Source organism: Peteryoungia desertarenae (genome assembly GCF_005860795.2).
GTDB classification, from domain to species: domain Bacteria; phylum Pseudomonadota; class Alphaproteobacteria; order Rhizobiales; family Rhizobiaceae; genus Allorhizobium; species Allorhizobium desertarenae.
Genome location: NZ_CP058351.1, coordinates 1 through 13,390, shown reverse-complemented (window position 1 = coordinate 13,390; position 13,390 = coordinate 1). Strand labels below are relative to the sequence as shown.

The window sequence follows — 13,390 nt, the reverse complement described above, 5'->3', positions numbered from 1 at the left end:
ACCATGAAATCATTCTCCTCCCGCTTTCTCGGCAATCCGCGCGTGGCCATTGGTCTTGCCTGGCTGGGTATCGTCCTTTTCGTCGCCGTCTTTGCCGAATTCATCCGCCCCGGTGATCCCTTTGCGATTGTCGGCAAACCCTTCGAAATCCCCGGTTCCGCCTTTCTGCTGGGGACCGACAGCCTTGGCCGCGATGTCTTCACCGCGCTTTTGCACGGTGCCCGCACAACGCTGCTGATTGCGGTGATTTCGACACTTGCTGCCGTTGCTTTCGGCACGCTGGTCGGTGCCCTGGCCGGCTATTATGGCGGTCTGGTCGACGACATCCTGATGCGGCTCACCGAGTTCTTCCAGACGATCCCGTCCTTTCTCTTCGCGATCGTGCTGATTGCCATTCTCTCGCCGTCCGCCATGAACCTGGTGATCGCGATTGCTGTGGTCAGCTGGCCGCCCATTACCCGCGTGGTGCGGGCCGAGGTGCTGACCGTCCGCTCCCGTGAATTCGTACAGGCAGCCATCGTTGCCGGTCAGAAGGACGGGGCGGTGCTGTTGACCCAGATCTTGCCGAACACGCTCTCGCCGCTGATCGTGACAGGGTCGCTTCTGGTGGCGACTGCCATTCTCGTTGAAAGCGCGCTCTCATTCCTCGGGCTCGGTGCTCCCAACCAGATGAGCTGGGGCTTCATGATCGGTGCCGGTCGCTCCTTCCTCAGAGACGCCTGGTGGCTGGTCACGGTTCCAGGCGTTGCCATCCTGCTCACCGTCCTGTCGATCAATCTGGTCGGCGAAGGCCTGAACGATGCGCTGAACCCGAGGCTTGCTGACCTATGACAAATCCTGTTCTCCTGATTGAAAACCTTGAGGTTTCGCTTCCATCCTGGTCTGACCGCCGTCATGCCGTTTCCGATGTGTCACTGACCGTCGAACCCGGTGAAATCCTCTGCATCGTCGGTGAAAGCGGTTCGGGCAAATCCATGATGGGCAAGTCCATCATGGGGCTCTTGCCGGCCCCCCATGTCAGGGCAAGTGCCGGGCGCATCATGTTCGAAGGCCGCGATCTTCTGCACCTGTCCGAAGACGATATGCGGGCCATTCGTGGTGGTCGCATCGCCATGATCTTCCAGGAACCGATGACGGCGCTCAATCCTCTGATGAAGGTCGGACGCCAGATCGACGAGGTTCTCGAAATCCACACCAATCTTTCGGTGCAGGAGCGGCGCAAGCGTGTCGAGGATCTGATCAACGACGTGCATCTGCCCGATCCGCAGCGGATTATAGACAGCTATCCGCATCAGCTGTCCGGCGGCCAGAGACAGCGCGTGGTGATCGCCATGGCGCTTGCACTTGAACCGGCCCTGATCATCGCCGATGAGCCAACCACGGCGCTCGATGTCACAACCCAGGCCCAGATCCTCCATCTGATCAAGGAATTGCAGCGCAAGCACGCCACTTCGGTCCTGTTCATCACCCATGACTTCGGCGTGGTCGCCGAAATCGCCGACCGGGTGGCCGTCATGCGCCATGGCAAGGTTCTTGAGCTCGGTTCGGCGGACGAAGTGCTGAAAAGGCCAAAGGATCCCTATACGCAGGCCTTGGTGGCGGCTGTACCCGGGTTGAAGCCGCGGCTCAGCGAAAAGCAGGGTGCTGATCCATTGCTGATCATTCGTGACCTGGAAAAGACCTACACCACGGCTGCGGGCCTCTTTGGTGGCAGGGTCAGAACGGTCAAGGCGGTGCAGAAGGTCAACCTGTCGATCCCGCGCCAGTCCTCGCTGGCTCTGGTCGGCGAAAGCGGCTCGGGCAAGTCCACGCTCGCCCGCTGCATCATCTCACTGGAGCAGCCCGATGGTGGCGAGATCATCCTGGATGGCAACCGCATTTCCGGGCTGACCCGCAAACAGTTGCGGCCCTTCCGGCGCGACGTGCAGATGATCTTCCAGGACCCTTATGCCTCGCTCAATCCACGCCAGAAAGTCGGCGACATCATCTCGATGGGGCCGGTGATCTGGGGCACGTCGAGGGAGCAGGCGATGGAAGAAGCCCGCAATCTCCTGGAACTGGTGGGCTTGAAGCGCGAAGCTGCTGAACGCTATCCGCATGAGTTCTCAGGCGGTCAGCGACAGCGGATTTGCATTGCACGTGCACTGGCCACCAAGCCGAAGCTGGTGGTGGCGGATGAGCCGGTCTCCGCCCTTGATGTATCGGTCCAGAAACAGGTGCTTGAATTGCTCGATCATCTGCGCAAGTCCTTTGGTCTCTCCATGTTGTTCATCACCCATGATCTGCGTGTTGCGGCAACTGTATGTGAGCAGATCGCCATTCTTCAAAGGGGAGAGATCGTCGAACAAGGCGAGACGGCATCCATCTTTGCCAATCCGCAACATCAGTATACGCAGACACTGCTCAACGCCGTACCAGGCAAAGAATGGATCAACGGACGCGAGGAGGCGACCCATTGACATGTCCTCGCGGTGTCCGTTCGTCGTCAGTCAAGGCTTGACGGGTGATGGGGACCGATCGGAAAGGTCCTCACAACTGCAGTCAGAACATTCTGGTTTCGTCCGGCCTGCTGCCGGTGTGGCAGGGAACACGGTTTGGTCCGGGCGCCGGCGTTTCCGGGTCACGGGCAGATGAAGCCCGAGCGTGTCGAGATCGAGAGGTTTCGGAGATAGGTTGTCAAGCTGAAGGCGGAGTGTCAGCCTTGAAAAGGCCTTCTCCTCTTTTGCGAAGGAGGTGATATGAGGTTCTCGCTCATCGCCAAGCACCCTTCGATCCGGCCCCGTCGTCGTTGCGCGCAACAACTGACGGGCAAGGGATTGCATGGCTCCGCAGAACGACGGTTGTATCGTGTTCCGGCTTTCATGCCGGATTCTATCGTTCTGCGCACCAGCATAGCTGGTGAAACGTGATGACCGCCACTCTGCGCCCCGACCTTTTCTGGCTATGGCCGGCACCGATCTCCATCATGTCGCGTTCCAGGTCACTTGCCCTTAAGCCCTGAGGCATAATCCAGACCCAGAAGTGCGGCCCCGATCAGTCCGGGCTCCACCCGGCAGCCCGCCGGAACCACGATTGGACGATCGAACTTGCGCAGGATCTTTGTCCGGAGTGCCCGATCGATCGCCGAGATCAGGGCTGGTACATTCGACAAACCACCGCCGACGGGGAGCATGGTCGTCCCGGTAACGTTGACGACGAGTGAGAGCGGGCCTGTCAGAACATCGATATAGACATCAACCGTACGCGCGGGCGCGGTTTCACCATTTTGCCAGGCCTGAAGGATATCTTCACTGGTGCGGCTTTCCCCATGAAGTTCCCGGTGGAGCTTCTCCATGCCCCTGGCGCTACAAACAGCGTCGAGGCAACCAACCTGGCCGCAGCCACATTGAAAGCGGGGCAGGCGAATTGGCGGCTGACCAGCTTCGGTGGCCTGCACCGGCCCATGGCCCCACTCGCCAGCAAAGCCGCCGTCCCGGTTGATCAGTTTGCCGTCGACCACAAGGCCACCACCCACCCCGGTACCAAGAATGACACCGAATACGACCCTGTGGCCCTTGGCTGCACCGATGCCTGCTTCGGCAAGGACAAAACAATCGGCATCATTGGCGACGATAACCGGCAGGCCGAGGGCGGCTTCGAGCTCGGCCTGCAGCGGCCGACCGTTGATGCAGGGGATATTGGCGACAACGGCATTGGTCGTGTCGGGATCGATGACGCCGGCAATCGAGATCGCGATACAGGCGGGGCGTTCACCGGCGATGGCTTCGGCCTCGGTTATGGTGGAGGCCAGTGTGGCGACGAAAGCACCGAAATCGCGGATCGGGGTCGGTTGGCGCGGGAAGGGGCGGATGTCTTCCGGGCTCGTCGCAAGCGCACCCTTGATCGCCGTGCCGCCGATATCGAAACAGACGATCATGCGAAGGCTCTGCTCGGTTCGGTGCCCGCCGCGAACACGCAGTTCCCTGCGATCCAAGTCGAGTGGATGTCGAGATCCGGACCGAGCACGACGAAATCGGCATCCTGGCCTTCGGTCAGGCTTCCCTTGGTCTGGGCGCCAATGGCTTCTGCGGGATAGAGCGATGCCATGCGCAGCGCCTCTTCCAATGGCTGGTCTAGTTTCTCGTGCACGTAGCGAGCGCAGGAGAGCATGTCGATGTCGGCGCCGGCCAGTGTTCCGTCAGCCAGCGTCAGGCGACCGTCACGGCGGTAGACAGTCCGACCGTTCAGGTCGAAGCTTGTCTCATCAGAGCCAATGGTCGACATGGCGTCGGTGACGAGAAAGATGTGGGCGGGGCCGGTCTTGGCGGCGAGCGCGATCTTCATGGTCACCGGATCGACATGGAAGCCGTCGGCGATCAGGCCGCAATGGAGGATCGGCGAGGTGAGAGCAGCGCCGACGAGGCCGGGCTCCCGGTTGCCGAGCGGGCTCATGGCGTTGAAGAGATGGGTGACGAGTGTGGCCCCGGCTTCGACATAGGCCTCGACGCCGGCACAAGTTGTGTCGGTATGGCCAAGGCTGACGCGGTAGCCGGCCTCCACCAGGTGCTTGACCTGTTCCGGGGTGACGCTTTCCGGCGCGACCGTGATCATCGGGATGCCGAAGCGCCCTGCCTGCTCGACGAGATAATCGAGATCGGTCTCGCTCATCGGGCGGATCAGGGCCGGATCATGGGTACCCTTGCGAGCGATCGAGAGGTGTGGTCCCTCGAGATGCAGGCCGAGATAGCCCGGTTCGCCAGCCTTGGCAGCGGCCTCGCCTGCCGCAATCGCTTCGCGCTTGATCTCGGGCGCATCGGTGATCAGCGTGACCATCAGGGCCGTCGTGCCATAACGCGCATGGGCCTCGCAGATCGTGCGGATGCCGGTGACCGTCGGATCGTTGTTGAACAGCACGCCGCCGCCGCCATTCACCTGCAGGTCGATGAAGCCAGGGGCAATCAGCGCATCGCCGGCTTCCTGCCGCAGGATACCGGCAGGAAGGTCGGCCTTGCGCAAGATGGCCTTGACCCGGCCGCTTTCGACCAGGAGCGCCGCGTCCTCGTGGAACCGGTGCCCGTCGAAGATGCGGCTTGCTGTAATGGCGAAGGCTTGGCTCATTGGGTCTCGGTGACTTTCTTCAGTGCGACCGGCTTGTCGGGATTGAAGCCACGGGCACGGGAGAGGGATTCGATGAAGCCATAATAGGGAACGATCAGCGCCAGCGCATCCGTGATCGGATGTCCCGTCGCGATGAAGGGCAGTTTATGACCGGCCGTTGCCTGATCTGAGGTGATGAAGCAGGTGGCGTTGCTGGCCGCGAGTTTCGAGACGGTGCCGGCGATCGAGGCTTCCGCCTTGTCGCGGGCGGCAAAGGCGACGACGGGGAAGTTACGGCCGACGATCGAAACCGGACCATGCAGGACCTCGGCGGAGGAATAGGCCTCCGCGTGCAGTTCGCAGGTCTCCTTGCATTTGAGCGCGGCTTCGGCGGCGATGGCGAGTGCTGGGCCTCGACCCAGCATGTAGAGCGACTCGGCCGACTTCAGCGGTTCAAGCAGGGCGCTCCAGTCCAGCGCAAGTGCCTTGTCGAAGTGTTCGGGAAGGGCGTCGACGGCGTGGGTCAACGCCTCGTCGCGGCTCCAGCTTGCGAGGATGGCGAGGCCTGCCACGATGGAATTGACGAAGGACTTTGTGGCGGCGACGGCGATCTCGGGGCCAGCCTTGATGTCGATAGCGAAGGTCGCCGCCTCGGCGAGCGGCGAGGGCAGGGTGTTGACGAGGCTCACCGTGGTTGCGCCGCCGTTGCGGGCGCCTCTGGCCATGGCGACGATGTCGGGACTTGCGCCGGATTGGGAGACGGCGAATGCTGCGGCCTTGCCGAGCTTCATCGGGGTCTCGTAGATCGATGCGAGCGAGGGTCCGAGCGAGGCGACCGGCAGGCCCATCTGCAGCTCGATTGCATATTTCAGGAAATGCGCCGCATGGTCGGACGAGCCACGGGCAATGGTGACAACGACGCCCGGATCCTTGTCACGCAAGGCATTTGCCGCCTCGGCAATGACGGTTCTCGACGTGCCGAGCAATCGGGCGGCTGCTGCGGGGATCTCGTTGATCTCCTCACGCATTTTGGTGGTCATCGATCAAACTTTCAGTCTTGAGGCTTCATGGGCGAGCCGATGCCGAGTTCGGCGACCAGGTCATAGGCGTCGCTGCGATAGAGCGCGCGCGACATTTCCATCACGCGGCCGGTTTCGAGATAGGCAATGCGCTGAACGGAGAGGGCTGCCGAGCCAGGCGGCACGCCGAGCAGCTTGGTTTCCTCGTCCTTCAACAGCACGGCCGAGATGCGCTGGTTGGCGCGCACAGGCCGGATGCTGGCATCCAACAGGCAGAGATAGAGGGAGTCCTCGATCTTATCCGGGTCCGGCAGCAGATCGTCCGGCAGACTGGTCCGTTCCAGCGCGATCGGCATGTCGTTGGCGGTTCTCAGACGGTCCAGGCGGGCGACACGTGCGCCGCCGCCGAGGCCGAGCATCATGGTTTCCTCTGCCGTCGGGTAAAACAGGCCGCGGCCCAGCCAGCGGGAACCCGCAACCATGCCACGCCGACGCATGTCCTCGGTGAAGGAGGTCAACTGGCTCAGCGGCTGCTGCATACGCTGAACGGGTTTGACGACAAAGGTGCCAGATCCACGTCGCCGAACGAGAAGGCCTTCGGCGACCAGTTCATCGATCGCCTTGCGCACGGTGACGCGGCTTATGTCTGCTGTTTCCGCGATATCGCGCTCTGCCGGCAAGGCATCACCGTGTTTCAGGCGACCTGAGGCGACCGCGTCCTCGATCATTTTGCGGAGCTTAACGTAAAGCGGTCCGCCGCGGACGGACTGCAGCTGTTCGAGGGGAAGAGATGTGCTCATGCGCTTCCTCTGCCCCGGTGTCGGGCGCATCGCAAGCGGATCGCGGTCGCGCTGTCCGTTCTCTCTGTCCGCATGGATCCAACCCCTTGGTGATCTTTGCGAAAACAATACCAACCAGAAACCTATTTCGCAAATGGTTTCGCTGTGGGTGCTCCTACTCCTATGTGGATGAAGAAATTTCATCATGAAAACAGGATTTTGCGCGGTTTTCGCCTAATTTGGACATATCCAGCTTTACGATTGGACTAGTTTTGGTATCTTAAATTAACGATTGGAAAGACGCCCAAGTTTCATCCCGGTCGCCAGGGCTTGTGTAGAGCCTGGTGGTGCCAGGTTTGGTGGGTGGAGCGCTCATTTTTCAATCTTGCGGATGGATTGTGAAAACCATTTTCATCAACTCGGGGATTTTTGCTTCTCGTGTTGACGATCTCGGAAAATTGACGCAGTCTGCGAAAAATAATTACGAAAGCAGGGGAAGGCATCATGAAGGTCGCGATTATCGGACTCGGATTCCGTCTTGGATATCTGGGTCGGGTGTTCAAGGAGATCGACCCGAGTTTCGAGATCGTCGGCTATGTCGATCCGGCTCCGGCCGGCATGGCGACACTGAATGAGCATGGCATCTCTCCGGGCAAGGCCTATGAAACGCCCGAAGCCCTGATTGCATCCGAGACTTTCGACCTTCTGATGATCGGGTCGCCCAATCATCTGCATCTCGATCATATCCGCATCGGTCTCGAGGCGGGGCTGACCGTGTTCACCGAAAAGCCGATCGTCACCAGCATCGAGGATAGCTATGCATTGGCCTCTCTTCTCAATACCCACGGCCATGACCGCCTGCTGGTAGGCCTGGTGCTGCGTTATTCCCCGCTCTATCGCGATCTGCGCAAGGCGCAGGCAGAGGGTCGGCTCGGCAATGTCGTCTCGATCGAGGCGTCCGAGCATATCCAGCCCTATCACGGTGCCTTCTTCATGCGCGACTGGCGCCGTTATGGCCGTTATGCCGGTGGCTTCATGCTGGAAAAGTGCTGCCACGACCTCGATCTATACAATGGCGTGGTCGGCGCCCGCCCGCGCTTTGTCGCAAGCTTCGGCGGTCGCAAGAGCTTCGTGCCGGAAAACGCGCCGGAAGCCGAAGGCATCAACGATCTCAACGTCTATCACCGCAAGCCGAGCGGCTGGCAGGGCTCCGACAAGGTGTTCGACAGCGATGGCGATATCATCGACTACCAGACCGCGATCGTCGAATACGAGAACGGCGTGTCGATGACCTTCCATACCAATCTTAACGTCCCCGACGAGTTTCGCCGTTTCTGCGTGATCGGCTCCAAGGGCATGGCGGAAGGCGACTTCGTGCGTGGCTTCATGGATGTGCATGACGCGCGCACCAACGAAAAGGTCATTGCCAATACCTACAAGGCGCCGTCCGCGCTGTCGCAGCATTATGGTGCCGACGAGCAGATGGCTGAAGACGTGATCGCCTTCGTTGAGAGGGGTGCGAAGCAGCCGGTCTCTGCCATCGATGCGCTGGAAGCCGGCATCCTGGCGCTTGCCATGGACGAGGCAAGGCTTGGGCGCAAGGTCGTCGATCTGAAGCCGGTCTTTGACCAATTTGATGCCTGCCTGGCCGGATCATCCGACAGGAACCGGCTCCGTTCGGCCTAGGAGGTGAAGATGCAAGCGCGAACCAGTGCCATCATCTTTGCCTGGCTGCTTGTTGCCCCGGCTGTTGCCTATATTGCGGTGATCGTTGCCTATCCGCTGGTGGACACCTTCATCCTCTCGTTCACGGATGCCTCCTTGCGGCGGACGACGAACTGGGTCGGCTGGGCCAATTACGAGAAGATCTTTGGCGACAATTTCGACGAAGTGATCGTCCGGACCTTTGTCTGGACCTTCTTCTCCGTGGCAATCAAGATGATCATCGGAACATTCGGTGCCGTGATGCTCAATGCTGCGGTGCCGGGCCGAACGCTCTTTCGCATTCTGACCATGCCGCCCTGGATCGTGCCGATGGCGATCGGCATCTTCATGTGGGGCTGGATGTATAACGGTCAATTCGGGATGATTTCGGGTGTCCTGCAGCGGACGGGTATAGTCGATGGGCCGGTGGCTTTCCTCGCCTATGGTTCAACCGCCTTCTGGGCAACGATCTTCACAGATGTCTGGATCGGTGTTCCCATGGTCACGCTCTACATGCTGGCTGCCATGCAGGCCGTGCCGCAGGATCTCTATGAGGCCGCATGGACAGATGGTGCCGGTCGCTTCTATCGCTTCCGGCGGATTACCTTGCCGCTGATCATGCCGGCCATGATCACCATGTCGATGCTGTCGCTGATCGCGACATTCAACTCCTTCGACATCATCTGGATCCTCACCCAGGGCGGACCGAGCGGTGAGACGACCACCATGATCATCGACACCTACAAGACGGCAATCGGCTCAAAGAAATACGGTGAAGGGGCAGCGCGCGCCGTGCTGATCTGCATCTTCCTGTCGATCTTCTGCTTTGCCTATTTCCGTATCACCAGCCGGCTGGCCCAGGAGCATGCGCGATGAGCTATGACAAGACAGCGCTGATCAATCGCTACAAGTGGTATGAGGTTGTCGGCATCTATTGCGGCATTGCCGTCTTCCTGACCTTCGTGCTGGCGCCATTTGTCGAGGGCTTCCTCGTCTCGCTGAAGCCGCTCAGCCAGCTGTTCTCCTCGCCCTATCGCTTCTGGCCGGAGAATGGCTCCTTCGACGCCTATTGGACGATGTGGGAGAGCGTGCCGGGCTTTGGTCGCTACATCTTCAATTCCTTCTTCATTTCCTCTGTGGCGACCATCGTGGTGCTGATCCTCGTGGTCCCGGCATCCTATGCCTTTGCCCGCTTCGAGTTCAGGGGACGTGGCCAACTCCTGGCAGCCTTCCTTGCCGTCAACATGTTTTCCGGCGCCGTTCTGCTGATCCCGCTGTTTCGGTTGATGCGCTCGCTTGGCGTGCTGAACACCTATTTCGCCATGATCGTGCCGGGCGTCGCCTTTCTTATCCCATCGGCTATCTGGCTCCTGCGCACCTATATGATGCGCATCCCGCGCGAGCTGGAAGAGGCGGCCTATGTCGATGGTGCCGGCTATTTCTACACCTTCCGCCGTGTGGTCCTGCCACTTGCGACGCCTGGCATTGCCGTTGTCGCCATCATGACCTTCATCGGCGCCTATGCCCAGCAATTCATCTTTGCGCTCACTTTCAATTCCAAGACCGAATACATGCCGCTTCCGATTGGCCTCTATGCCTATTTCGGTCGCCAGGAGGTCATCTGGAACGAGCTGATGGCGGCGAGCTTCGTCGGGATCGCACCAGCCATGATCGTGATCTTTTTCCTGCAGCGATATCTCGTATCCGGCCTGACGGCCGGAGCGCTGAAATAACGCTGCCAATAAGAAATTCGGGTCAACCGTCCGCATCAACCTGTCAAACAAGGGGAACCACAGATGACAAGAACTCTGACCACACTTGCAGGCTCATTCGTCCTGCTCGCCAGCTCCGCGCTGACGACTTTTGCCGCCGACCAGGAGATCAGCTGGATCTATTGCGGTGACTCCATCGATCCTGCGCATGTCAAATATATTGCCGAATGGGAAAGCCAGAATTCCGGCTGGAAAGTTGTCCCTGAAGTCGTAGGCTGGGCCCAGTGCCAGGATAAGGCCACCACGCTTGCCGTTGCCGGCACACCTGTTGCCATGGCCTATGTCGGTTCGCGAACGCTGAAGGAATTCGCCCAGAACGAGCTGATTGTGCCTGTTCCGATGACCGATGAGGAAAAGGCCGCCTATTATCCCAATATCGTCGACACAGTGACCTTTGACGGTACGCAGTGGGGCGTTCCGATCGCGTTTTCCACCAAGGCGCAGTACTGGAACAAGGATCTCTTCAAGCAGGCCGGTCTTGACCCCGAAGTTCCGCCGAAGACCTGGGCTGAAACCATCGCGATGGCAAAGCAGATCAAGGAGAAGACCGGAATTGCCGGCTATGGTCTGCCGGCCAAAACCTTCGACAACACGATGCACCAGTTCATGCATTGGGTCTATACCAATGACGGCAAGGTCATCGATGCCGACGGCAACATCGTAATCGACAGCCCGCAGGTTCTGGCGGCCCTTCAGGCCTACAAGGACATCACGCCCTATTCTGTGGAGGGTGCGACCGCCTATGAGCAGAACGAGATCCGCGCCATTTTCCTCGACGGCAAGGTCGGCATGATCCAGGCTTCGGTGGGGGCTGCCTTCCGCCTTGCCGATACCCAGATCGACTGGGGTGTTGCGGACCTGCCCGTGGGTCCTGATGCCAAGGGCAAGGGCACCTTGCTGATCACCGACAGCCTCGCAATCTTCAGCGGCTCCGGTGTCGAGGAAAAGGCAATCGAATTTGCCAAATACATCACCTCGCCGGAAGTGCAGGAGGCCTATGAAGGCGGCGGCAGTGCGGGTCTGACTCCCTTGCGTCCGTCACCGGCCGTGGATGCGATGGTTGCCGGAGCTCCCTATTGGAAGCCATTCATCGATGGCATCGAATTTGGTGGTCCCGAACCTCTCTTCACCGACTACAAGGGCTTCCAGAACGTCATGATCGAAATGGTCCAGTCGGTTGTCACCGGCAAGGCCGAACCGGCCGATGCCCTGAAGAAGGCTGCCGGCGAGCTCGAGCAGTACAAGTAATTCCGGAAGCTTGTGAATGCCGCAGACCGAGCTTTCTCGGTCTGCGGACCGGATGGGATAGGAATGGGCCGGCGCAACTGCGCTTGGCATTTGGAGACTGAGGGTAGTGGGTCAGCTATTTCTGAAACAGGTACGCAAGTCCTACGGGCACTTCGAGGTCATCAAAGGCGTCAGCCTTGAGGTCAATGATGGCGAGTTCGTGGTCTTTGTCGGCCCGTCCGGTTGCGGCAAGTCAACCCTGTTGCGGATGATTGCCGGGCTGGACGCGACGACCTCCGGCGATATCGTGATCGATGGCGACCGCGTCAATGACAAGCCCCCGGTTGAACGCGGCATTGCAATGGTCTTTCAGTCCTATGCGCTTTATCCGCATATGTCTGTTTTTGAGAACATTGCCTTTCCGCTTCGGGTCGAAAAACTGCCCGAGGCCAGAATCCGCGAAAAGGTTGAAGCGGTTGCTGCCATCCTCCAGCTGGACCAGCGTCTGCAGCAACGTCCTGGCATGTTGTCGGGCGGCCAGCGTCAGCGGGTGGCCATTGGGCGCGCAATCGTGCGAGAGCCAAAGATTTTCCTTTTCGACGAGCCTTTGTCCAATCTCGATGCAGCACTGCGTGCAGACATGCGGATCGAGTTGACCAAGCTTCATCGCGATTTGGCTGCGACCATGATCTATGTGACCCACGACCAGATCGAGGCCATGACCATGGCGGATCGCATCGTCGTGCTCAATGCTGGCAACATTGCCCAGGTGGGAGCGCCTCTTGAGCTTTATCACAAGCCGCAAAACACGTTCGTTGCCGGTTTCATCGGTAATCCGAAGATGAACTTCGTCCCGGTCAATTGTGTCGGTGTCGACGAGCGCGGCGTCATGATCACCTATGAGGGCCAGTCGGCGACCATCCCGGTCAAGCCAAAACCGGGCCTTATGGGTCAGCAACTGACCTTGGGTATCCGTCCGGAGCACACACGGCTGATGGCGGGCGATATCAATATCACGGTCAAGCCCGGAGTGGTGGAAAGACTTGGCGTCAATACGATTGCTTATGCGTCCCTGCCAAACGGCGAACCCTATTGTGCGCTCCTTCCAGGCTCAGCGCCCGTGCGCGCCGATGAGCCCATGGTTACCGGTATCATGACATCGGATTGCCATCTGTTTGACCAGAATGGCGAGGCGCTCGAAAGGCGGATCGACTGGCAGAATCTTGACCTTCCGGCATCCGTCACGGCTGCCGAATAACCCGCTCCTCCCGGGGATCTCTGGTCCGCCTTCGGGCGGACCCTTTTTGCGTGGCATTCAACCCGGAAAGCCGTCAAACTGCGGCAGATCGTCGAGGATCTCGTACCATGGTGCCTTCGAGCCGACGAAGATGTGCATCGAGGGTTTCATCGAGGGCGGGTCGATAAGCGTTCCCATGGGCACATGGACTTTCACGCTGCCGTTCTCGGCAATCCAGGAATAGATGAGGGAACCGCAGGTGCGGCAGTGCATGTCATGGCTGCCTTCAGGGTCTCCATGGCGGAACATCGCGTCTGCGCCTGTCGTGAGAGCAAAATCCTCGACTGCAATGCCGGCGATCGGCTTGAAGGCCGATCCGGTGGTGCGGCGGCATTTCGAGCAGTGGCAGTTGATCGCATAGAGGAAGCGATCGGCGACCTCGTAGGTGACGGTGCCGCACATGCAGCCGCCCCGTAGCCGGTGCTGACCCTGCAATTGCTTGTGCCCAGTCATGATTGCCCTTCCTCCTGGGGCTAGGGATTTGGCAATGGGGCAGCCTTAAGCTGCCGAGCGAAT

General features: G+C 59.8%; 12 protein-coding genes. 7 read left to right on the top strand and 5 right to left on the bottom strand.

From position 1 onward, the window contains the following. Positions 1-3 precede the first annotated feature (3 nt). On the top strand, positions 4-831 hold the full coding sequence (locus FE840_RS17495) for an ABC transporter permease (RefSeq protein ID WP_138287553.1): 828 nt from the start codon (positions 4-6) through the stop codon (positions 829-831). Next, positions 828-2,459 (top strand): ABC transporter ATP-binding protein, encoded by a 1,632-nt coding sequence (locus FE840_RS17490; RefSeq protein WP_138287554.1) that lies wholly within the window; start codon positions 828-830, stop codon positions 2,457-2,459. Before FE840_RS17495 ends, FE840_RS17490 begins: the two co-directional genes overlap by 4 nt. Before the next feature lie 521 nt (positions 2,460-2,980). On the opposite strand, the gene FE840_RS17485 is transcribed toward FE840_RS17490, so the two are convergent. The 4 genes from FE840_RS17485 to FE840_RS17470 are packed head-to-tail and all read right to left on the bottom strand — an operon-like array spanning position 2,981 to position 6,895. Beyond that, complete coding sequence (locus FE840_RS17485; RefSeq protein ID WP_138287555.1) at positions 2,981-3,916, bottom strand: ROK family protein; 936 nt, start codon at positions 3,914-3,916, stop codon at positions 2,981-2,983. Continuing rightward, positions 3,913-5,097 (bottom strand): N-acetylglucosamine-6-phosphate deacetylase, encoded by a 1,185-nt coding sequence (gene nagA, locus FE840_RS17480; protein ID WP_138287556.1) that lies wholly within the window; start codon positions 5,095-5,097, stop codon positions 3,913-3,915. The genes FE840_RS17485 and nagA overlap by 4 nt, the downstream gene beginning before the upstream one ends. Next, positions 5,094-6,116, bottom strand: coding sequence for an SIS domain-containing protein (locus tag FE840_RS17475; RefSeq protein ID WP_138287557.1), 1,023 nt, complete (start codon positions 6,114-6,116; stop codon positions 5,094-5,096). The genes nagA and FE840_RS17475 overlap by 4 nt, the downstream gene beginning before the upstream one ends. Before the next feature lie 11 nt (positions 6,117-6,127). Further along, a complete protein-coding gene (locus FE840_RS17470; protein ID WP_138287558.1) occupies positions 6,128-6,895 on the bottom strand; it encodes a GntR family transcriptional regulator in 768 nt (255 codons plus the stop codon). A 483-nt stretch (positions 6,896-7,378) separates the two neighbouring features. Here FE840_RS17470 and FE840_RS17465 point away from each other — a divergent pair, with 483 nt between their 5' ends. The 5 genes from FE840_RS17465 to FE840_RS17445 all read left to right on the top strand — a co-directional run bounded on the left by FE840_RS17465 (position 7,379) and on the right by FE840_RS17445 (position 12,835). Further along, positions 7,379-8,560, top strand: a complete 1,182-nt coding sequence (locus tag FE840_RS17465; RefSeq protein ID WP_138287559.1) for a Gfo/Idh/MocA family protein — start codon at positions 7,379-7,381, stop codon at positions 8,558-8,560. A 9-nt stretch (positions 8,561-8,569) separates the two neighbouring features. Beyond that, on the top strand, positions 8,570-9,454 hold the full coding sequence (locus tag FE840_RS17460) for a carbohydrate ABC transporter permease (RefSeq protein ID WP_138287560.1): 885 nt from the start codon (positions 8,570-8,572) through the stop codon (positions 9,452-9,454). After that, positions 9,451-10,311, top strand: a complete 861-nt coding sequence (locus FE840_RS17455) for a carbohydrate ABC transporter permease (RefSeq protein WP_138287561.1) — start codon at positions 9,451-9,453, stop codon at positions 10,309-10,311. The genes FE840_RS17460 and FE840_RS17455 overlap by 4 nt, the downstream gene beginning before the upstream one ends. Before the next feature lie 63 nt (positions 10,312-10,374). Continuing rightward, positions 10,375-11,598, top strand: a complete 1,224-nt coding sequence (locus FE840_RS17450; RefSeq protein WP_138287562.1) for an ABC transporter substrate-binding protein — start codon at positions 10,375-10,377, stop codon at positions 11,596-11,598. A 106-nt stretch (positions 11,599-11,704) separates the two neighbouring features. Then, complete coding sequence (locus FE840_RS17445) at positions 11,705-12,835, top strand: ABC transporter ATP-binding protein (protein WP_138287563.1); 1,131 nt, start codon at positions 11,705-11,707, stop codon at positions 12,833-12,835. A 57-nt stretch (positions 12,836-12,892) separates the two neighbouring features. Here FE840_RS17445 and FE840_RS17440 read toward each other — a convergent pair whose 3' ends face one another. Continuing rightward, on the bottom strand, positions 12,893-13,327 hold the full coding sequence (locus tag FE840_RS17440; RefSeq protein WP_138287564.1) for a GFA family protein: 435 nt from the start codon (positions 13,325-13,327) through the stop codon (positions 12,893-12,895). Positions 13,328-13,390 lie beyond the last annotated feature (63 nt).